The sequence below is a fragment of the Roseimaritima sediminicola genome, assembly GCF_009618275.1.
Classification (GTDB): Bacteria; Planctomycetota; Planctomycetia; order Pirellulales; family Pirellulaceae; genus Roseimaritima; species Roseimaritima sediminicola.
This window is the reverse complement of sequence record NZ_WIAD01000015.1, coordinates 58,187-79,631: the sequence shown is the minus strand read 5'-3', so window position 1 is coordinate 79,631 and position 21,445 is coordinate 58,187. Positions and strand designations below refer to the sequence as shown.

General features: G+C 63.7%; 19 protein-coding genes. 5 read left to right on the top strand and 14 right to left on the bottom strand.

Translation table 11 applies throughout. From position 1 onward, the window contains the following. Positions 1-6: 6 nt before the first annotated feature. From ribD to GE027_RS09930, 11 genes are all read right to left on the bottom strand, one after another. Positions 7-1,206: a bifunctional diaminohydroxyphosphoribosylaminopyrimidine deaminase/5-amino-6-(5-phosphoribosylamino)uracil reductase RibD gene (ribD, locus tag GE027_RS09980; RefSeq protein WP_202617380.1), complete on the bottom strand. Its 1,200-nt coding sequence runs from the start codon at positions 1,204-1,206 to the stop codon at positions 7-9. Between the two features lie 79 nt (positions 1,207-1,285). Further along, positions 1,286-1,714, bottom strand: a complete 429-nt coding sequence (locus GE027_RS09975; protein WP_153557047.1) for a hypothetical protein — start codon at positions 1,712-1,714, stop codon at positions 1,286-1,288. Next, positions 1,714-3,183 carry an AAA-type ATPase lid domain-containing protein gene (locus GE027_RS09970; protein WP_153557046.1) on the bottom strand — a complete coding sequence of 490 codons (1,470 nt, stop codon included), beginning with the start codon at positions 3,181-3,183 and terminating at the stop codon, positions 1,714-1,716. The genes GE027_RS09975 and GE027_RS09970 overlap by 1 nt, the downstream gene beginning before the upstream one ends. Positions 3,184-3,212: 29 nt before the next feature. Next, a complete protein-coding gene (locus GE027_RS09965; RefSeq protein WP_153557045.1) occupies positions 3,213-3,539 on the bottom strand; it encodes a calmodulin-binding protein in 327 nt (108 codons plus the stop codon). A gap of 230 nt (positions 3,540-3,769) precedes the next feature. Next, a complete protein-coding gene (locus GE027_RS23060; protein WP_202617379.1) occupies positions 3,770-4,939 on the bottom strand; it encodes a hypothetical protein in 1,170 nt (389 codons plus the stop codon). A gap of 101 nt (positions 4,940-5,040) precedes the next feature. After that, positions 5,041-6,126 (bottom strand): alanine dehydrogenase, encoded by a 1,086-nt coding sequence (gene ald, locus GE027_RS09955; RefSeq protein ID WP_153557044.1) that lies wholly within the window; start codon positions 6,124-6,126, stop codon positions 5,041-5,043. Positions 6,127-6,204: 78 nt separating this feature from the next. After that, on the bottom strand, positions 6,205-7,716 hold the full coding sequence (locus tag GE027_RS09950; protein WP_153557043.1) for a sulfatase: 1,512 nt from the start codon (positions 7,714-7,716) through the stop codon (positions 6,205-6,207). Between the two features lie 189 nt (positions 7,717-7,905). Next, positions 7,906-9,102 carry a metabolite traffic protein EboE gene (gene eboE / locus GE027_RS09945; protein ID WP_153557042.1) on the bottom strand — a complete coding sequence of 399 codons (1,197 nt, stop codon included), beginning with the start codon at positions 9,100-9,102 and terminating at the stop codon, positions 7,906-7,908. Positions 9,103-9,273: 171 nt separating this feature from the next. Further along, positions 9,274-10,215: a 16S rRNA (cytosine(1402)-N(4))-methyltransferase RsmH gene (gene rsmH / locus GE027_RS09940; protein ID WP_237607434.1), complete on the bottom strand. Its 942-nt coding sequence runs from the start codon at positions 10,213-10,215 to the stop codon at positions 9,274-9,276. A gap of 64 nt (positions 10,216-10,279) precedes the next feature. Beyond that, positions 10,280-10,876, bottom strand: a complete 597-nt coding sequence (locus GE027_RS09935; protein ID WP_153557041.1) for a thioredoxin family protein — start codon at positions 10,874-10,876, stop codon at positions 10,280-10,282. A 178-nt stretch (positions 10,877-11,054) separates the two neighbouring features. Then, positions 11,055-11,534 carry a hypothetical protein gene (locus tag GE027_RS09930; RefSeq protein ID WP_153557040.1) on the bottom strand — a complete coding sequence of 160 codons (480 nt, stop codon included), beginning with the start codon at positions 11,532-11,534 and terminating at the stop codon, positions 11,055-11,057. 319 nt (positions 11,535-11,853) lie between these two features. Here GE027_RS09930 and GE027_RS09925 point away from each other — a divergent pair, with 319 nt between their 5' ends. From GE027_RS09925 to rimK, 4 genes are all read left to right on the top strand, one after another. Further along, positions 11,854-12,612 carry an FKBP-type peptidyl-prolyl cis-trans isomerase gene (locus GE027_RS09925; RefSeq protein WP_153557039.1) on the top strand — a complete coding sequence of 253 codons (759 nt, stop codon included), beginning with the start codon at positions 11,854-11,856 and terminating at the stop codon, positions 12,610-12,612. 270 nt (positions 12,613-12,882) lie between these two features. Continuing rightward, positions 12,883-14,202 (top strand): PQQ-dependent sugar dehydrogenase, encoded by a 1,320-nt coding sequence (locus GE027_RS09920; protein ID WP_237607433.1) that lies wholly within the window; start codon positions 12,883-12,885, stop codon positions 14,200-14,202. A 25-nt stretch (positions 14,203-14,227) separates the two neighbouring features. Continuing rightward, positions 14,228-14,716, top strand: coding sequence for an ATP-dependent zinc protease family protein (locus GE027_RS09915; protein WP_153557038.1), 489 nt, complete (start codon positions 14,228-14,230; stop codon positions 14,714-14,716). Continuing rightward, positions 14,713-15,921: a 30S ribosomal protein S6--L-glutamate ligase gene (gene rimK / locus GE027_RS09910; protein WP_153557037.1), complete on the top strand. Its 1,209-nt coding sequence runs from the start codon at positions 14,713-14,715 to the stop codon at positions 15,919-15,921. The genes GE027_RS09915 and rimK overlap by 4 nt, the downstream gene beginning before the upstream one ends. Positions 15,922-16,175: 254 nt before the next feature. On the opposite strand, the gene GE027_RS09905 is transcribed toward rimK, so the two are convergent. From GE027_RS09905 to fae, 3 genes are all read right to left on the bottom strand, one after another. After that, positions 16,176-17,411, bottom strand: coding sequence for a glycosyltransferase (locus GE027_RS09905; RefSeq protein ID WP_162006661.1), 1,236 nt, complete (start codon positions 17,409-17,411; stop codon positions 16,176-16,178). Next, positions 17,404-18,282, bottom strand: a complete 879-nt coding sequence (locus tag GE027_RS09900) for an NADP-dependent methylenetetrahydromethanopterin/methylenetetrahydrofolate dehydrogenase (protein WP_153557035.1) — start codon at positions 18,280-18,282, stop codon at positions 17,404-17,406. The genes GE027_RS09905 and GE027_RS09900 overlap by 8 nt, the downstream gene beginning before the upstream one ends. A gap of 205 nt (positions 18,283-18,487) precedes the next feature. Then, on the bottom strand, positions 18,488-18,985 hold the full coding sequence (gene fae, locus GE027_RS09895) for a formaldehyde-activating enzyme (RefSeq protein ID WP_153557034.1): 498 nt from the start codon (positions 18,983-18,985) through the stop codon (positions 18,488-18,490). Between the two features lie 61 nt (positions 18,986-19,046). Here fae and GE027_RS09890 point away from each other — a divergent pair, with 61 nt between their 5' ends. Continuing rightward, positions 19,047-20,330: an ATP-grasp domain-containing protein gene (locus GE027_RS09890; protein ID WP_153557033.1), complete on the top strand. Its 1,284-nt coding sequence runs from the start codon at positions 19,047-19,049 to the stop codon at positions 20,328-20,330. Positions 20,331-21,445: the final 1,115 nt, after the last annotated feature.

Below are 21,445 nucleotides of genomic sequence, written 5' to 3'. Positions count from 1 at the left end.
AAGAATCTATTCGGCCGCCGGGCGGCGGCGAGCGATGATGTACACGTCCTGGTCGATCTGGCGGATTTGGCAGGGTTCGAACTCGGGGCTGTCGTAAACATGGATCCGTCCCAGGCCACCGAGCGGCGAGATGGCGTCCTTGCCGCCGACCACCTTGGGCGCGATGAACACGTGGTACTCGTCGATCGCGTCGACATCAAACAGGGTTCCCAGTAATTTGCCTCCGCCCTCGACCAGCACGTTGGTCATCCCGGCGGCACCGCAGTGGTCCAAGACCATGTGCAGGTGGTCGCCCGGGGTGTCGCCCTCCAGGGCCACCACGTCCACGCCGGCCTCTCGCAGCGGCGCGACGACGGTCTCGGCCGCCGACGTGAACAGTCGCACGGGCCCTTGGTCCAGCGTTTTAACGAGGTTCGAATCGAGGCTTAAGCGGCCCCGTGGACTGACCACGATCCGCGCGGGCGTCCGCGGTCCCGGCGGCCGGGCGGTCAACGTGGGGTTATCCGCCTCGGCCGTACCGCCGCCGACGATCACCGCGTCACAGCGACCTCGCAACCGATGTACGGCCGCTCGCGACGCCTCGCAGGAGATCCACTGACTGTGTCCGGTCGCCGTGGCGATGCGTCCGTCCAGCGTCATGGCCCACTTGGCGATCACCCAGGGCCGGCCTTCTCGCACCCGTTTCAAGTACGGCGCGTTCAGCGTCTCGGCTTCCTTCTGACACACGCCCAGGTGCACCTCGACGCCGGCCTGTCGCAGCCGCTGTAGGCCCCCGCCGTCCACCTTGGGAAAGGGGTCGCGCATGGCCACCACCACGCGCCGCGGCCGAGCGGCCAGCACGGCGTCGGTGCAGGGTGGGGTCTTGCCGGTGTGACAGCAGGGTTCCAGCGTGACGTACCACGTCGCACCTTCCAGCGCCACGTCCTCGGGGCAATTGGCAAGTGCCTGGCGTTCGGCGTGAAGGCCGCCCCACCGCTCGTGGTACCCCTCGCCGATCACCTGACCATCGCGGACGATCACGCAACCGACCATCGGGTTGGGTTCGACCGCGCCTTCGCCCTGCCGAGCCAGCCGGAGGGCGCGCTGCATCCAGCGTGCGTCCTCGGTCGTCGGCGCTGGCGACCGAGGAGCGCCCGGAGCGTTCGGAGCATTCGGAGCGTTCGCTTGCTGCTGCAAAGAATCGGCGTCGTCAGCGTGGTTCGACATCTTGAGCGGCCAAAGAGAAACGTGATCGGGGCGCCCCGGAATGTTAGGGCGCCCCGGGATGCTAGGGTGCCCCGGAATGTTAGGTCGCCGCAGCGTGTCGCTGCCAGAACCGCCGTATGAGCGGTTCGAGCCGCGGCAGTTGTTCGGGGCGGTCCAGCAGCGTAACGGGCCAGGCCAACAATTGGCAACGCGCATCGGCGTCCAACAACGGGCTGACCGCCACCAGATGCAGCACGGACACCGCCGCCGGACGGCGCATCCAGCGCCCCAGCTGCGGCAGCGCCGCGCGACAGGCGGACTCGGTTTCCAAGGACCAGAGCGCTACGCTGACGCGGCTCTGTCCGATCCGCTGCACCATCGCCGGAGCATCGACTGCGAGAATCGAAAGCGACTGGTCGCTCGAGGCCAGCGTGTCCGGAGCAAAACGACGGGACAATTCCAGCCACCGCGACTGCGGTTCGCAGACGAACCAATGACGCCGCTCGATCGGTGCTCGGTCGACAGCCATCACTCGGCCGCCTCGCCGATGTCGTACTCGTCGATTTTTCGCAGCAGCCGTCCGCGACTGATGTTCAACAGCCGCGCGGCCTCGGCGCGATTTCCCTCGGCACGCTCGAGCGCTTGCGTGATCAACCGCCGCTCCAATCGTTGCAGCGAACGATCCAAATCAATCGACGCGGATTCTTTGGCGGCCGGGTCGGACGGTCGATAACTGCGGACGGCCAAGGGCAGGTGCGCCGGCAAAATGGCCGACCCCGTGGCGGTCCGTACCGCGTGCCGGACGGCCGCCTCCAGTTCCCGCAAGTCGCCGGGCCAGGGATACATCACCAACGCATCGAGACTCTGCCGATTGAATCGCTGGGCCGTGCCTTCGCCGCTTTGTCGCCGCAACTGCAACAGCAGCGAAGCGATCGCGGGAATGTCGCTGGCCCGCCCGGCCAGGGGCACAAAACCGATGGCATACACCGCCAACCGCTGGGCCAACGCCGAGTCCAATCGCCCGGACTCCTGCAGACGGTCCAGCCCCTCGACGGTCATCCCCATCAAGCACAGCGTCCGCTCGAATCGTTGGCAGATCTGCTCCAACCGCGACTGGGCTTCGAAGGGCATCTGATCCAGGTTCTGCACCAACACCGTGCCGTGGGCTTCATCGTCCTCACCCAAGCGATGCATCAGAGCACCGAGCGTCGCGTCCAGCAGCTCCGCATCCATCAACGCACCATCGACGACCGCCCACGTCGCGTCCCTCACCGCTGGTCTCGAATCGGTCGGACGGCTCGAGTCGAATCGCCGGTGTTGGCGTTGCCGGTGGATCGCCAAGGCTGCCGATTCGCGGCCGCTGCCCTCCGGCCCGACCAACAACAGATGCTCCTGACAGGCGGCGGCCAACCGCAACTGGCGGCGCAGCCGCAGGCAGGCGTCTGACTCGCCAACCAGACAGGCCAGCTGCGACCAGGATGGCAATTGTTGCTGCCAGCGAAGCAGTTCGCCGTGGATCTCGGCGGCCACCAGTTGGTCGGCATCGACCGCGCTAGAGGGCGGTTGTCCCGCCAGGGCCAGCACATGATCGGCTCCACCGCCGAGAGACAAAAACAGCACCTGCTGCTCTGCCGGCGGCGTCTGGGTCGCGGAGCCGATCGGTGGCGGATGCACGCTGCGATGGAGGCGAGCGAAATCGCTCAGACCGGGTGGAGCGGCCAGGGCACGAACCATTCGGTCCACCGCCCGATCTGCTTCAGTCCGATCTGCTTCAGTCCGGGCCGCTGTGGATGATTCCCCAGCGGGCGGAGAGGTGGCCGAGGTCAAAAGCGTGCTGCGGCCGAGCAAGCGGTCGATGTCCACGCCCAACCACGGCTCGCAGGCCGCCGACAGGTAACACAGGTCTCCGGCCGGATCGATCATCCAAGCCGGCGAGTCGATCGCATCGAGCACGCGAGAGAGCGGCCGGATGCTGGTCCCTCGCTTGCGGTCAGCCATAGCGTTCGGAGTCCAACAGCCTTATCAGCCTAAAACACGTCCAGCTGGAAATGCGCACCGCTGTGGTAGCGGCGATTGGACGGGTAGTAGTTGTGCCATTTCTTGTTGTACACCGGAATCCGCATCTCGGTCGGATAGCGGTGATACATGCTGTCGCTGCTCTGGTAGTACTCCTGCCCGTAGAAGTTCTGCGGGTAGTACACGTATGGGTAGTGGTAGAAGCGATTCCAGTCGCGGGAACTGGCCTGGCCGCCCCAGGTTCGTCCGTACGCCCGCTGGTCAGCATGCGCATCGATGGTGGTGGCAACGCAGGAGCCGGCCACCAGGGCTAGCAACAAGAGCGATCGACGGAACATCGGCGGTTCCCCCTCTGAATCGGCTGATAGTTCGGTTGGTAGAGCGATACCCGGTCTATCGGCACAAGAGGCACAACCGGATCAATAAATACGATCCGAGCCGATCTCAAATCTCAAATCTCCTCGCTCCGGCGGATTCGATGTAGGGCTCGGAGCGGTAGAAAACGATTCTTTTCGTACGCCGCATCTTTTCGTACGCCGAACCCGGCGGCGTTTGCGAATCTCCAATCTCAAAACATCCCGCCGCCTCCCATCCCGCCGCCTCCCATACCGCCGCCCCCCATACCGCCTCCGCCCATGCCGCCTCCGCCCATGCCGCCGGGCTGGACGGTTTCGACTCGTTCGAACTGGGCGTCGCCGGCGAAGTGCTGCTGGCGCAGGGCCGCGAGCAGCTTTTCGATGTCGTGGTGCATGGGCGTGGTGGCACTGACGACCAAGGCCCGGCGATGCTGCGTTCGCAGCGGTGTCATCGTGGCCGGCCCGCCCAAGGCTTCCCAGTTATCGACGTCGGTATGTTGTTCGATCGTTTGCATCATCTGCGACATGTCGGGGACGCCGATGCCGTCGAGCCAGTAGATGCGGGCCAGCAGATTCGCTTCGGCAGCCTCTTCGGTCGTGATGCTCAGAAATTCGCCGCGATTGATATACGTCAGGTCCGCTCGGCCCAACATCAATTCCAGCGCCGTCCGCAGCCGCACGTCTTTCAATTCCACCGTCACCGGCAGATCGGGCGAGAGGCCGATGTCTTCCAGCTCCCGGACGTCCAGGATCAGCGTGATACCGTTGTCGGTGGAAATCTGCCGCAGGGCGTCGGCGAGGGGGACGTCGAAGAAGTTCAGCGAAGTGACGTTGTCCAGCTGCCGATCGATCTGTCGCGCACTCTCGTCCTCGATCGTGATCCACTGGGACGTCGACTTGCCTTGGCGAGCCAGGGCGGTGGGATCGAGCGTGACGACCAATCCCTCGTCTTCCACAATCGCCTGCAATCCCAACGGCTCGAGCGACTGTCGCAGCACGGTGCGCAGCGGCCGCTTGCCGTCACCGAGGCTGAGCTGCTTTGAAGGCTCGACCTCCGCCTCCGCAAGCGCCCGCTGGTCCAACAACATCGGCACTTCGGCCACCGACCGGACCAGCTCGGGCAATGCGGCCAGCGTCACTTCCTGTTGCGGCAGCTCCACCACGGCATCCAGCGCCTCGCGCGCTTGCTCGGCGACCGCCGAATCGGCCGGCAGGGGTTCGTAGTGCGTTTCGACAACGCCAGCGAATCCGCCCATGGCTCCCATGCCGCCGCCCATGCCTTCCATGCCGCCGCCCATACCGCCAAACTGGGCCTGCACCGGGCCAGCCATCACCGCGGCGGCTACCGCCAACGTTCCGCACAACCATCCGCACCTACGCATCACGATCTCGCTCCCAGAAGAAAAACAGTCGAGTGTCTACTACTGTTCTAGCAAGTGCGATGAAAAATGAGGCGCGACAAAATTGGAAAAAAAACGCGTGGCTACAGCCCAAACGTTTCGGCGACCGCTGGATTGACGACTTCGCCGTCACGAATGTTCAGGGCGGCCTGCAGCGGCGGGGCGGCGTCGACCGCCGCGTCGATTCCCCGATCGGCCAGCTGCAGGATCCAGGGCAAGGTGGCGTTACAGAGGGCAAACGTACTGGTGCGCCCCACCGCGCCGGGCATGTTCGTCACGCAGTAGTGAACCACGCCCTCGACAATAAATGTCGGTTCGTGATGGGTCGTCGGCCGGCTGGTTTCGATGCATCCGCCCTGGTCGATGGCCACATCGATGATGACGCTGCCGTGTCGCATCCGCCGCAGATCGTCCTTCCGTACCAAGTGCGGGGCTTTTGCGCCGGGAATCAGTACCGAACCGATCACCAGGTCGGCCAGCGCCAGTTCTTCGCTGATCGTATGCCGGTCGCTGAACAACACGTTCACATTGGCCGGCATGATGTCGTCCAGGTAACGGAGGCGGTCGAGATTGACGTCCAGGATCGTGACGTCGGCTTGAAAGCCCGCGGCGATCTTGGCCGCGTTGGCGCCGACCACTCCGCCACCGAGAATCGTGATATGAGCCGGAGCTACGCCGGGAACGCCACCCAGCAAGATGCCGCGTCCCATCTGCGGCCGTTCTAGAAACTTGGCTCCCTCCTGGATGCTCATCCGCCCGGCCACCTCGCTCATCGGCGTCAACAGGGACAATCGTCCACGGTCGTCGCGCAGCGTTTCGTAGGCCAAACAGGTGGCGCCGGAGTCGACCATGGCTTCGGTCAGCTTCCGGTCGGCGGCAAAATGAAAGTAGGTGAACACGGCTTGGCCGCGGCGAAGCAGCGGCCACTCCTCGGGCAACGGCTCCTTGACCTTCACGATCAGCTCGGCCTGCGAGTAAACCTCGCGAGCGTCGGCAACGATCTCCGCTCCGGCCTGCAGGTAAGCGTGGTCGGCCAGACCCGAACCCAGCCCCGCGCCGGCTTCGATCAGGACCCGATGGCCACGGTCGTGCAGCTCCTCGGCACACGCCGGCAGCATCGCCACACGATACTCGTCCTGTTTGATCTCACGCGGAACACCGATGATCACAGCTACATCCTTTCAAACCAACACGACGACGGAAACAGTACGACAACAACGCGTCGACGATCCATCGTAGTCCCCCGACTACTCCCAGCGATCATCCGGATCGATCTTCTTGTTTTCCCAGATGTAGTCGTCGCCGCGCTGCACCAGGATGCGGTGGGCGCTGCCGGGAGCGGGCGGCTGGGGGTCTTTCGGCAGCCAGCGGCGGTGCTCGGCCAGCACGTCCGCCATGGCGGGGTCGCCGGCCAGATTGTGGTGTTCGTGCGGGTCGCGGCGCGTATCGTACAGTTCCTCCGCGCCATCGAGGTAGCGGATGTAGCGGTAGTGCAGGCTTCGCACCGCGTCGTTGCCACGGTTATGCGTCGTGATCGCCGGCCGCTGGCGTACCGCCTCCTGCGGGTTCATCAACTGCGGCCGCAGCGACAATCCTTCCACGCCTTCGGGGGCGGGCAGACCGGCCAGGTCGGCCAGCGTGGGATACAGGTCCAGCAGCTCGACCGGCTGGGAAGTGCGTTGGTCGGTGGGCAGATTCGGACCGGCAAAGATCAACGGCACCCGCGTCGACCGCTCCCACAGCGAGTTCTTGCCGGAGATACCTTTTTCGCCCAAGTGGTATCCGTGATCGGACCACAACACCACGATCGTGTTGTCCGCCTCGCCGCTCTGCTGGAGCGCATCGAGAACGCGGCCCACTTGGCTGTCCACAAAACTGATCGACGCCAGGTAGGACCGGACCAGCGGTCGCAGTTGGTTGTGACGGCGCAGCCAACTGGTTCGCGGCTCGGGCAGTTTCCAGTGGATGAACCAGGACGAGTCCGGCGTGTCGGCGCGGTCGTCGGCCAGAATCGGCGGCAGTTGTAGTGTGTCCTCGGGGTACAGGTCGAACCACTGCTGGGTGGCGTAACAGGGCACGTGCGGCAAAAAGAATCCGACCGACAAGAACCAGGGTTCGTCGCCCTTGTTTTCCCGCAACTGCTCGACGGCCCAACTGGCCACCTGATAATCGCCTTTGTCCTCATCGCGGTGCGGGAACGTGCCCCAGTCCATCAGCGGATGATTGCCAAACGGCGTGGGCGGGATCAGCTTCTTTTCCGGCTTGGCACCGATTCCGGCCGCTGGTCCCCAGGCGTCCGCTTCGCGCTCGCCGTTGCGGCCGTAGGTGCCGTGATAGACCTTGCCGCCGATCATGGTGCGGTAACCGTGGGAAGCAAAGAACTGCGGCAGGGTTTCGATGTCCTCCAGCGCCGGCACGTTGCGAAACCAGGGTGCCAGTCCGTAGATGCCGGTCGTCGAAGGTCGCCGGCCGGTCATCAGACTGGTCCGCGACGGGTTGCACAGGGGCGACTGGCAGTGGGCGTTGGCAAAGGTGACGCCGCGAGCGGCCAAGCGATCCATGGCCGGAGTGCGGACCTGCGGATGCCCCTGCAAGGGGCCGACCCAGTCGTTCAGGTCATCGATGGCGATCATCAGAATGTTGGGGCGATCCGACTTGCCGGGTCGATCCGAACGCTGCTCGGCGCGGCCGGTCGTGGCCAACCACCCGCTGCAGGCAGCCGTGATCGCAAACAACAAGAATCGAACGGGGCGATGCATTTCGGTCATGGGGATCTGCTTTCGTCCGGGGGGAGCTTCCCGTCTTCTTCACCGCGCAATGGTCCTGCGGGCGCGGCGTCGTGAAGGACGGACGCTGTCGAGGGTGGGGAGTGAAGGAGAACCATCGCCCGCCTCGTTCGGCGTGGCTTGGCGGAGCTCCCAGTGTAACAAGCGATCTGGCCCCGCGTCCTACGAGATCATCGACAGCTGCGCCAGGCGTTCGCGGAGCCAGGTTAATTCGGCGGCGATGTCCTCGGCCAAGCCGCGTCGCCGCATCGTTTCGGGCAGCACGGTCCAGGCGTAGGTTTCCACTTCGACGTCGCCGGTGAACGTGGGCGCGTCCTCGCTGCCCAAGAACCGAACGCACTCGAGGATCGCTTCGCGGGTCGTTCCCAAGTTCCCGAAGGATTCCAGAAAGATGGGCACATGAAAATGCACCCGCCAATCCTCATCGCCCACGGCCTCGGGACCGGCGGCGATCAATGGCGGCAGATCCTCGGCCAGCTCGAACCCGCCCTGGCTGTCACGCCGGCCGGTCTGATGCAGGTAGCGGTCTTCGGCGAACTGGGCCAGCTGTGCAAAGGCTTCGCGGCGCCGTCCCCGGGACATGATCGTCCAGCGCGCTTCGACCGCGCTGCTGACCTGCAACTTGCCCACGGTCAAGCCGGCCGCGGCGTAGGCTCTCAGGGCGGCTTGCTGGTCTTCGAACATCACCGCCGAGTGGCAGACGTCGTGGCAGACCGTCAAGTAACGGCGATGCGGATGATTGGGCAGATGCCGGTCGAAGAAAGCAACCACGTCGCTGGATCGGTCCAGCACACATCCGGGCTCCGGTTCGATCGCCAGCACGATCCGCCGCCCGCTCTGCTGTTCGATGTCGTGCAGGTGATCGGCCACGCGGCGCAGGTTCTCGCCCGCGCGATCGATCGCCGCGGCGTCGGCCGCTTCGCCGGGCCAGCCGATCGGCAGGGTGCTGATCGAACCGTTGCGGCCCGCGGGCAGCAAGCGGTCCAGCACGGTCGCCAACTGCATCGTGTACTCGCGCCGCTGGTCGCTCCACCATGCCGGTTCGTACACGCGGTGCTTGACGATGCGTTGATGAAAGTTGTCGTAGGGGAAACCGTTCAGGGTGTAGGCTTCCAACCGCTGCTCGGCCAGCCAATCCGCAAACCGCTCCGCCTCGCCCTCCTGGCACAGCTGCGCCGCCGCTTCGGCCGGCAGCCACAACCCTACCGGCAATCGTTCCCGCTGGGCCAGCGAGCGGATCGGCACGGCGTACCGGAGCAAGTTGTCGCGAATCGATTCCAAATCGGTTCCGGCATGCACGTTGGTGCAGTAACCGATGGTCCAGGGAGCGTTACTGTGGGGCGGCTGATTGCTGATCATTTGCGAACAAGGGAAAGGAAAACAGTGGCATAGGCTTCCCAGCCTGTGAAAACAGTGGCATAGGCTTCCAGCCTGTGAAAACAGTGGCATAGGCTTCCAGCCTGTGAAAACAGTGGCATAGGCTTCCAGCCTGTGTTGATTGCCTCCACAGGCTGGAAGCCTATGCCACAATTAATAGGGCTGGACCGCGGGCATTTCTTCGTCGCGGCGGCGACGGGCAATCCGCAGTTTGGCACTGCGGGCTCGGGGGTTGTGCTGCGTTTCGGTGTCGCTGGGACGCAGGGGTTTGCGGGTCAGGACTTCCAGCCGTGGGCAGTCGCGAAATTGGTTCTTGACGATGCGGTCTTCCAGGGAATGAAAACTGATCACGGCGATCCGCCCATCGGGATTCAACCAGTCGGCCGCGCGGGAGAGGGCTTGTTCCAGGATCTGCAGTTCGTCGTTGGCGGCGATCCGCAGGGCCTGGAAAGTTCGCGTTGCGGGATCGATATCGTGGTTCTTGGAACGGGGCACACAGCGGCGCACCAGTTCGGCCAAATCGGTTGTGGTTTCGATCGCTTGACCTTCTTGGCGAGCCTGTACGATGCGGCGAGCAATCCGCCGGCTGAAGCGTTCTTCGCCGTAGCGGTAGATGACGTCGGCGATCTGTTTCTCGTTCCAACGTTTCAGCAGTCGACTGGCCGGTTCACCGGAGGACGTATCGAAGCGCAGATCCAGCGGCCCTTCGACGGAGAAGCTGAAGCCTCGCGAACGGTCGGCCAACTGGTCGCTGGACAGGCCCAGGTCCAGCAGGATTCCATCGACACCGTCCAGACCTTCGGCGGCCAGAGCGCGATCGATCTGATGGTAACTGGCACAGTACACCGTGATGGCCGCAGCCGCTTGCGGCGCGTGGACCGCCAGACGCTCGATGATCTGCTGGGATCGCTCGACCGCCCCCTCGTCTCGGTCCAGCCCGATCACACGTCCGCCGGGCAGCACGCTGGCGGCCAACAGCGAGCTGTGGCCGCCGCCACCAAACGTGCCGTCGATGATCGTTTTACCGGGGCCCGGCTCGAGGGCTGCGATCGACTCCTCCGGCATCACCGGCACGTGGATCGTAGGCGTGTTCAAGAATCGCTCTGCTGGAAGGATCGCTCGAGTTGCAGGGGCACTCGCGACGAGAGGATCACCGGGTTCAAGCCGTACCGGCGGGATTGAAATAATCCGGTTCGTTGCCCGGCTGCCATTTGATGTTGCAGCCGATGCTGGGTTTCTGCGTCTCCGGTGCCGCCTGGCCGGCCAGCAGCGCATCGAGCGCGGCGCGGAGATCCTGGCCGTTGGGTTCGGCACCCTGTTTGGGCCGCGTGTCGTCCATCTGGCCGCGATAGAACAAGCGTTTGTCACCGTCGAACAAGAAGAAATCCGGCGTGCATGCCGCCCCGTAAGCTTTGGCGACCTGCTGGGTCTCGTCGTACAGGTAGGGAAAGTTGTAACCCCGCTGGGCCTTCTCGATGACCATCTTCTCCGGGCTGTCATCGGGATACGCCGCAGCATCATTGCTGCTGATGCCGACCACGGCGATCCCCTGCTGAGCGTAATCGTCGGCGATGCGCTTCAGTTCCGGAGCCACATGGATGACGTACGGGCAATGGTTGCACATGAACACGACCAGCACCCCCTTGGCATCGCGGAACTGGTCCACCGAAACCGTCTTGTCGCTACCGGCTTCGGGCAGCGAAAAAGCGGGAGCCTCAGTACCCAATGGCATCATCGTGCTGGCGGTACGAACCATGGAAATCCTCCGTCCTACAGGGTGCGAAAGCGGGCGTCCGACGGCGTGAGCGGCCTGTCGACTTATTCGAAAACGCATTGCGTGGGTGAGCCGGTCGCCGGTGTCGAAGCCGCATCCTACCGCGCACCCGCCTCGGCTCCAAGCGACCGCCCGCTGGGCAAATCTCAAATCTCAAATCTCAAAGATACATCCCCAGGAATCCGCCGGCCTCGTCGCTTTCGGCTTGCCGCTGGGCGATTCTCTGTTTGGTCTTCTCCAGGTCGCCCGCGTCGATATACCGATCGAACTCCACCAAAACCGCTTGGCGGACGCTGGTCGACAGATGTTCGACCATCGGTTCGGTCAGCCACGCGCAGGTTTCCTGCTGCAGCTCGACGATCAAGTCGTTCTGCTTGGCGTGCAGGTCCTGTTGGTCGGTCAGCACGGTGCCCTCGAAGGAGAACCGCACCATGCCACGCTGGGGGTCGTTGGTCAGGTGATAGGTGCAGTGCGCCTGATACAGGTAATAGGTGTTCAGCGTGCCATGCTTTTGTAGCGCGTCCTTGACCCGCAACACGAACTGCTCGTATTTGGGCGACGCGTCGACCGGCACATCCAACCGCGTCACCGAGCGCAGCGGCATACAATCGAATTCAATCTCGACCCAATTCCCAGCCATGTAACAGCTCCTGTGGTGGTCTGGACGCGCCAGATGTTCGGTTTCGGTTTTTCCGCCCCCGCCTAGGTTCGAGATCCTAACGGAACTCGTCAAGATACGGGCAGACCAAGACACGGGCAGACCAAGACACGGGCAGACTCTGCCTCGGGGGGATGCTCACCGAATCCGGCCGCCCGGTCCACAATCGCCGACCGAGGGGTGATCCAACGCCTACTATTGGCGCCCCGCGGTTGTTATCCTTTTAAAGTATGCCGGCACCCGATCGCGACGATTCCTGCCGCCGGCTCCCTCCCCCGTTCCGTTCCAAGGATCTTGATAAATGAAATTCCAGTTGTGGCACGCAGCCGTCCAAACCACCTGCGTGTTTGCCTTGTTGGTCAGCCTCGGTGGCACCCTGCGGGGCCAAGATTCCGAAGCTCCCCAAGGTGACAAACAGATGAGTGAAATCGGTTACTTCCTGGGCATCTCGATCGGCCAACAGATGGCCAATCAGGGATTCGAACCCGGCGACTTTGATCTGGACGCGGTCAAACGCGGCTTGACGCATTCCCTGGCGGGCAAAGATCCGGAGATGAGCGACCAACAGATCCAACAAACCGCCCAGGCGATCGAAAGCCTGCTGCGAACGCGCCAAGAAAAACAGGCTCAGGAAATGCAGTCGGCCGCCGCCGCGAACCTGGAAAAGAGCGAGCTGTTCTTGCAAGAAAACAGCAAGAAAGAAGGCGTCAAGCAGTTGGCCGAGGGCCTGCAGTACAAAGTCCTGAAAGAAGGTGACGGCGATTCGCCCACCGCCGCCAACACCGTCCGCGTGCATTACACCGGCACGCTGATCAACGGCAAAGTGTTCGACAGCTCGGTCAAACGAGGCGAACCAGCTGAGTTTCAGGTTGGTGGCGTGATCAAGGGCTGGCAGACGGCTCTGAAAGAAATGAAGGTCGGCGGCAAGTGGAAGCTGTTCATCCATCCCCAGTTGGCCTATGGCGCCCGTGGCACCCCGGCGCCTCCCGGTGGCGAACCGGCGATCGGTCCCAACGAAGCCCTGATCTTCGAAGTCGAATTGCTCGACATCGTCGACTGATCCTCGGGGGCCTTTCGAAGTTGCCCCCGGCGCCTCGGTCATTCGAGGCACCCAATGCTCTGCCAGTCGCTCGGCCCCCCGCGGGCCGGCGGCTGCAGACAGAAACCGAGGCTAGCGCCTAAACGGCTCACTAGAACGGAAACCGAGGCTAGCGCCTAAACGGCTCATTAGAATGGACCGCCCGCTCGGGCCGGCGGCTGGAGCTCGCTTTTATCCCACGCCTTTGCATAACGTACCGCTTTGTTTTCTCACTACTGAAGGTGTCTCGACGTGATTTTCTCTACGCGTTTGCTCGCGGCCTCGTTGCCGGTTGTTGTCCAGCGGGCGGTTGCCTGCACCCTGACGCTCGGAATTGTCATTGCCGGTACGAGCCTGCCGGTCGGTGGCACGGCCGAAGCCGCGGATCAAGGTTCGCCGACGATTAATCTTGCCGATCCGCCCCAGTCGCTGGACGTTCGCCCGATGCCGGTGAAGGTGGTCGAAGCGTACCCGAACCTGCGGATCGCCCGGCCCATCGTCTTGACCGGTGCCGGCGACGACTCGGGCCGTCTGTACATCGCGGACCAGTACGGCCAAGTGTTCTGGATCGATCAGGACGACACCGAGGTGGAAGAGGCGAATCGGGTTCTGGATATTCGCGATCGCGTCCGCTACGCCGACAACGAGAACGAAGAAGGTTTTCTGGGGCTGGCGTTCCATCCTCAGTACGCTCAAAACGGCCAGATCGTGGTCTATTACACGACAACCAAGGAACCGCATCTGTCGGTGATCTCGCGCTTCACCGTTCCGGAGAACCAACGCGGTCCCGACGCCGACGGCAAGATCGATCCGGACAGTGAAGAGGTGTTGCTGACGATCAAACAGCCGTTCTGGAACCACAACGGTGGCACGGTCGCGTTCGGCCCCGATGGTTATCTGTACGTCGGCCTGGGCGACGGCGGCAAAGCCAACGATCCGCTGCAGGCCGGACAGGACCTCAGCCAATTGCTCGGTTCGATCCTGCGAATCGATGTCGACAGCACGCAGGGCGACAAACCCTACGGCATCCCCGCCGACAACCCGTTCGTCGATCGCGAGGACGCCCAAGGAGAAATCTTCGCCTACGGTATTCGCAACATCTGGCGGCTGGCGTTTGATCCGAAAACCAACGACCTGTGGGCGGCCGATGTCGGACAGAATGAGTGGGAAGAGGTCAATCTGATTCGCAAGGGCGGCAATTATGGCTGGAGCCTTCGCGAAGGCGGCAACCGCTTTACGAAAAACGGCAACGGTGCCCCGCCATCGCCCGAATTGATCGATCCCCTGGTCGAATACCCGCACACCGAGGACTGGGGCAAATCCGTCACCGGGGGTGCCGTGTACCGTGGTTCGCGGACGCCCATCCTCCAGGGGATGTATCTGTACGGCGACTACGTGAGCGGCAAACTGTGGGCGTTGGCCTACGATCGCCAAGCGGAAAAGGTTACCGCCAACCGGCCCATCGCTTGGCAGGGCCTGCCCGTGTTCACCTTTGGACAAACCGACGACGGCGAAGTTCTGATGAGCACGATGATGGGCGGCGGACGCATCTACCGCTTCGAAGCCAAATAGTGATAACGATGCTCGGATAACGCGTGTGACGACACCACGGAAGCGACCGGTTAAAGAACGTCCCTCGAAGGAGCGCCCGCTGATCGGCTGGCGCGAATGGGCCCTGCTGGAAGGCTTGGACCTGCCGCCGATCAAGGTCAAGATCGACACCGGCGCACGCAGTAGCGCCCTGCACGCCACTCGCCTGAAGACGTTCGAGCGTGACGGTCAGACCTGGGCGGCGTTCACGATTCATCCGCTGCAGCGGACGACGCGGCAGAGCCAACGCGTGGAAATGCCGGTCGTCGAATTCCGCCGGGTCCGCAGCAGCAACGGCCAGGAGACGGATCGACCGGTGGTCCGCACGCCGGTCGTGATCGGCCAGACGCGTTGGATACTGGAATTAACCTTGGCGGATCGAGACGCGATGGGATTCCGGATGCTGCTCGGGCGTCAGGCGATGCGCAAGCGTTTTCAGATCGATCCGGGCAAGTCCTATTTGCAAGGAATCCCTCAGGAAAAGGATACTCCATGAAACTCGGCATTCTGTCGCGCTCGCCCAAATGCTACAGCACCCGCCGGCTCCGCGAAGCCGCCCTTTCGCGCGGCCACCGAGCGCGAGTGCTGGACACGCTGAAGTTTTCGATCGACCTCCAGCAGGGCGAACCCGATCTGTTTTATCGCGGCAAGCGATTGAGCGAATACGATGCGGTCCTGCCCCGCATCGGCGCCTCGATCACCTACTACGGCACCGCCGTGATCCGCCAATTCGAACAGATGGATGTGTTCACCCCCAATACCTCGATCGGTGTCTCCAACAGCCGCGACAAGCTGCGGAGTATGCAGATCTTGGCGCGGCACCACATCGGTATCCCGGCCACCACGTTCGTCAAAGACCGCAGCGATGTCCTGCCCGCCATCCAACGCGTGGGCGGTTCGCCGGTGATTATTAAATTGCTCGAAGGCACCCAGGGCGTGGGCGTCATCTTGGCCGAAAACGAAAAGACGGCCGAGTCGATTATTGAAACCCTGCAGAGCACGCGGCAGAACGTGCTGCTGCAAAAATTTGTGGCCGAAAGCAAGGGCCGAGACATCCGCGCCCTGGTCGTCGGTGATCAGGTTGTGGCGGCCATGCGCCGCGTGGCCCAGGGTTCGGAATTCCGCAGCAACGTCCATCGCGGGGGCCGCACCGAACAGGTCGAACTGGACGAGCAGTACCGCGAAACGGCCGTCCGGGCCGCCCAGATCATGGGCCTCCGCGTCGCCGGCGTCGATATGCTCGAGGGCGCCAATGGACCGCAATTGATGGAAGTCAATTCGTCGCCGGGCCTGGAAGGCATCGAAACCACGACCCAGCTGGACGTGGCCGGAGCGATCATCGATTACATCGCCGCCCAAGTCGATTTTCCCGAGCTGGATGTCCGCCAGCGTTTAACGGTCAGCCGCGGTTATGGCGTCACCGAGCTGCACATTCCCGAAGGCTCGGAGTACATCGGGCGCACGATTTTGGAAAGCGGACTGCGCGAGCGCGACATCAACGTCCTGACGCTCAACCGCGGCACCACCGTGATCCCCAATCCCAAACCCTCACGCGACCTGCAAGCCGGCGACCGCCTGCTGTGCTTCGGCCGTTTGGAATCGATGCGCGACCTGATCCCGGCGCGGGCCCGCCGCGCCCGCCGGCCCAAGGTCAAGGAGTTGCCCTCGGATGCGAGCCACGAATCGCCCGCCAGCTCGTGACGCCGGTTAGGCTCTGTGTGAAAACCTCAGCCGAACGCGCGAGCCTCGGGTCCTAAGCACGTCGCAACATTTAATTCGGCATCACTCTCCCTTTGGGAGAGCCCGACCCTCCCGCTGCGCGGGAGGGTGTTGTCGCGGGGTTTCACCGAAAGATTCATGCCGACGTGCTTACCACCGAACCGAACCATTTTCGCCAGGTTTTCGCAGCGGCTCGCGGCCCATCCATTGCACCCGACCAGGTTTTCAGACCGAGCCTAACCGGTGACGTCTTGGAGCAGCCGCGCCAGTCGTTCGATGACGCGGCGGTGGCTGTGGTGCTCGTCCAGGTACGCTTCGACGGCCGCTCGGTCGATCGATAGCTGGCCGTCGTAGAAGGCCTGCAGTGCGCGGGCTGCCGCGGCGTCATCATCGTCACACACCACGCCGGCTCCGCTCGCAGCCAGAAACCCATCGAAGTCTTCCAGCGAGACGATCGGCGTGCCGCTGGCCGCCGCTTGCAAGAGCACGTTGGGAAAGCCCTCGTAGGAGGGTGACCCGGTCGACAGAAACGCGGCCGCCCCGGCAAACAGGGCCGGCATCTGGTCGTGTGGAACGTAGTCCAGCAGGCGGACGTTCGCCGGCAGTTCGGCTCGCACGCGCCGTTCGACTTCGGCGTCCGAGGGATTCGCCACCAGGCGAAACGGAATCTCGGGACAAGCCGCGGCGATCTCGATGGCGCGGTCGATGCGTTTGTGGAACGTTTCAAACCGCCCGATCCACAACACGTACCGATCCTCGCGGTCGCTTTTTCGGTTCCCGTTTTGCCAGCGATCCAGCTCGATGGCGTTGCGAATCAATACGCCGGAGCGGCCGAAACGTTGTCGCAACAAATCCTGCTGGTAGGCCGCTTGGCAAACGATGTGCGTTGCGCCGGTGAGTGCGCGGTGACACGCTGCGGCGGCTTCACCATAAACCGACACCGCGGTGTCGTGCGGATCGGCAAACCGAGCGTTCAGATCCGCCGCGCTGCGGATCATCAACAGGCTAGGGCTGCCTTGTGACTGGGCCGTAGCAACCACTGCCGCGGCTTCGCGATTGACGCCCATCGCGATCCACACATCGCTGTGCATCGGTTGCAGCCGCGGATCCGGCTCGAGTCCCGTGATGTCGCGCGGACGCCAGGGCCAGGTCACGGCCAATAGCGGCACCTGCCACAGCAACCTCAGGCGAAACCGGCTCAAGCGGCGACCCGGAACATCGATGCACTGGGCCACCTGCCGGCGGATCGCCAGAAAGCGATCGGTGACGGCCACGACGTGGACGCCGCGGATCACGGCGTCGCGGCGCGGCTTGGGCGAACGGACGACAAATCGAACCGACCACTGGTTGCCTTCGGCCAACCCCGTGGCGAACTGCCAAGCGGCTGTCTCCAAGCCACCGATCGCCTCACCCGCCCGAGGGTCCACCGCCGGCAGGGCCTGCCAAGCGACCACGGTGACGGTCTTAGCCATCGGCGAGCAGTTCTTGGCCGAGCTGGTAGATTTCGTCCGCATCGAGAACGCGGTCGTTGCTCTCGAACAGGCTTTGGATCGCGGCTCGGTGGATTTTCATTTTTAATCCGCCGACGCCCAACGCCCCATAGGCCACGCGGTCACCGCGTTCGCGCCCCTTGTCCGTCGCCTCGACGCCTTCGATGCCCGCCGGCGGCACGGCGTTCAGGTCGATCAACAGCTTGACCGATGACGCTTTCTCCAGCGCCGCTTGGTCGACCAAACGGACGCCCGCCGCCCCACAGGCGACGATGCCCTGGCAGTCCTCAAGCGCCGCGGCCAACGCGTCATCGCCAGCCGTGGAAACGCCTTCGATCGATACGTCTCCATCGATACTGGTGGCAACCTCGGCCGCGGCTTCGGCGGCTCGATCGGGCGATCGCGAACCGATCCGCACCTGCGCCCCTTGGCGGGCCAGCAACCGCGCGACGCGCCGGCCCACCGGCCCCGTGCCGCCCAGTACCAACAGCGTACTGTTGGCCAGATCCAGATGCTTGCCGGCCGACAAGACGGCCGCCGAGGCCGTGGTATTGCAGCCGTTGCTGTCCAGCATGACCGAGACACGGACCGGACCAAAGAAAGCGTCTTGGACCGCCGAGAGCAGATGTTCGCCGGCCTGCACGTCGTTGCCGCCGATAAACACCGCGGTCGACTTCAGGTCCTCACCGCCGCGGGTGAACATGGCCCCATGCACCAGGCCGGTGACGTTCTCTTCAGTCACCGCGCCGTGGCGAAACAGATGATCGACCTGCGAATCGACCGCCACCACCGCGTCGAACGTGCTGGGTTGGGGATCGCTGTCGAACTGGATCAAAATACGCGGGCGGCTCATCGCAGACGTCCTCGGTGCGGGAAACAAACAGGCCAAAGCGTAGGATAAAGCAGCCGCCGCGGAATCGAAACCGCCGAGCTCGCCTCAATCTCTCCGGAGGGCGCTACAAAAAAAGGCCAACCCGCCCGTATCGAGGCGAGTTGGCCGATCAAGTTAAGCGAGACTGAAGATCTCAAATCTCCTGATTCAAATCGATTCCTAAGAACTAAAAACCCTTGAAGGGGTGCGCGGCGGAATCCTTCTGAGCGATCATTTCATCGGCGCTGGGCTTGCCCTGCATCGCGTTGGCGATGGCCATCTTGGTGGCGCTGTAGTTGTAGTCGTGGATCTTCTGATCGTCTTCGGCGGCCGGGTGAATGAACACGCCACAGACGATGACCAGGTTTTCGGCCTGATCCTTGGGGATCACGCCATCGGCAACCGAATCGGCGACGGCTTTGGCCACGGCGGCCTGAGCCGGTCCGAACATCTGCACGGCTTGCTTCATGCCCTTGATCGTGACCTTGGTAACCATCACGGTGGCCGGTTTGACGGCGACGTTGGGAGCCAACACGGCCAACAGGTTGTTGTGCCCTTCGCTCTGCGTCGCCAGGGCGTTGGCAAACGCGGTACCGACGGGACCATCTTTGTCGCCGATCATCAGGTCGATGTGAGCGATTTCATTTCCGTCGCCATCGAGGGCTTCGCCGATGTAGAACTGCATGCGTAGAGGCTCCGTAAAGGGGGTTCAATGTGAGCCGTGAAGTTAGCAAACTACCAAGACCATGCAAACTCCCCATCCGCCTGACCGGTTCGCCCCGCAGGAATGTTTCCGGCTTCGCCGAGTGGTTGTGGTCGGTGCCTCGGCTCGAGCGGCTGCGGCGTCGGCGCTGGCAGCGGGGTACGAGGTCGCGGCCGTCGACCGCTTTGGTGATGCCGATCTGCGAGCGAGCGTGACCGCCTGGCGGCGATGGGATGCGGATCGGCCGCTGCACGAACCGCTGGCTGAAGTCCTGGCCACCGATCTCGGCACCCCCACGGCCGTCGTGCTGGCCGGCGGAACCGAAGCCTATCCCGACCAGCTCGCCGCGGCAGCCCAGCGACTCCGCTCGCCCCGCGTTCGCTTCCTGATGCCCGCCCAGACGCAGCTTGCCGCGGCCCAAGACCCGGCCCGTCTCGGCGAGATCGCCGCGCAGGGCGGCGTGGCTTACCCGTCGAGTCGGCCGCTGCCGTCCTGGCCCCAAGCTTCCGGCCGCGCCGAAACACTGCCGGGTCGATGGCTGGTCAAACGCCGCGGCGGCTGCGGCGGTCTGGGCGTGGCGGACTGGTTGCCCCGCGACCCAGCCTGCCCTGACGACGCCCGCAGCTACCTGCAAAAGTACGTCGCGGGCGTCTTGCTCGGAGCCAGCTACTGCGCCGACGACGCTGCCACGCACCTGTTGGGCGTCTGTCGCGGACGTGTTGCCGGAGGAGCGGCGGCCCCCTTTCGCTACGCCGGCTCGATCGGGCCGCTGCGTCTCGAACACTCTCTGCGGGACCGCCTGCAGGCCCTGGGCGAAGCCGTCTCTGAGACGCTGGGCCTGCGAGGTCTATTCGGTGTGGACCTGATTTGCAGCAAGGGCTCGCTGCACTTGCTGGAGGTCAATCCGCGGTACTGCGCCTCGATGGAACTGCTCGAAACCGCCGGGCGGTCCTGCGTCGGCCTGCACTGCCAAGCGGCTCTCGGAGACACCATGGACCCGACGCCGTGGGAACACAGGGACGCGGGCGTACGCTGTAAACGCATCGTGTACGCTCGGTCGCATCAGACCTGGGATGATCGCTGCGGCGCGGTGCTGCATCGCTACCTAAAAGCCCACGCCGGCGACGCCTCACTGACGGCGGTGTGCGACATCCCGACGATCGGCACCGACCTCCCGGCACTCGCTCCGATGTTCAGCATCCTCACCCGAGGCCCCACGCCAAGTGAAGCGTATCGTCAGGCGATCAAGCACGAGCGATCCCTTCGAGCAAGCCACCGGCCGCAGGGCGCCAGACCACGGTTCTCCCCATCCGCCGCCGGGCGCTAGCCCAATGCCATCTACTTTCACCATCGCTTGCGATTGAAGCGTTAGCGGAGCGGCGCAAGCCGCCCGGTGTGTGAAGGTTCGCACCGCAAAACCGGACGGCTCGCGCCGTTCCGCTACAAAGGAAGTGGCATTGGGCGCTAGCCCAGGGTTCGATCGTGACTCGGCTGAGGACAGCCGAGCTACTATTGGGGGCTCGCAAGAGAATCGCCAGTTGCGAAGCAACGACCGTCGATAGCCTGGGATGCCAATCCCAGGTCGGCGTCTCCCCCCACCCCATGGATAGTCGCGAAGCGACGACCTTTGGCTTGCGCGACGCAATTCTTCGATGGACGCTGTAAGGCACGAGCACAAACGACTGCCGTCGCTCCGCGACTCCTGATGTGTCTCGGGGGGGGCTCCTACCTCGGATTGCCATCCGAGGCTATCAACTGCCATCGCTTCGCGATTCAGTGCATCACGGCAGACGCCAGAGCACAGAACCGGACGCTAGCGCGCCAGCGGCTGATCAACGCACCGCTCAGCCGCAGGGCGCTAACCCAATGCCATCTACTTTCACCATCGCTTGCGATTGAAGCGTTAGCGGAGCGGCGCAAGCCGCTCGGTGTGTGAAGGTTCGCACCGCAAAACCGGACGGCTCGCGCCGTTCCGCTACAAAGGAAGTGGCATTGGGCGCTAGCCCACGGTTCGATCGTGACTCGGCTGAGGACAGCCGAGCTACTATTGGGGGCTCGCAAGAGAATCGCCAGTTGCGAAGCAACGACCGTCGATAGCCTGGGATGCTAATCCCAGGTCGGCCACACCCCACCCCATGGATAGTCGCGAAGCGACGACCTTTGGCTTGCGCGACGCAATTCCTCGATGGACGCTGTAAGGCACGAGCACAAACGACTGCCGTCGCTCCGCGACTCCTGACGTGTCTCGGGGGGGGGCTCCTACCTCGGATTGCCATCCGAGGCTATCAACTGCCATCGCTTCGCGATTCAGTGCATCACGGCAGGCGCCAGAGCACAGAACCGGACGCTAGCGCGCCAGCGGCTGATAGACGCATCAGCCGCAGGGCGATCGCCCAATGCCATCTACTTTCACCATCGCTTGCGATTGAAGCGTTAGCGGAG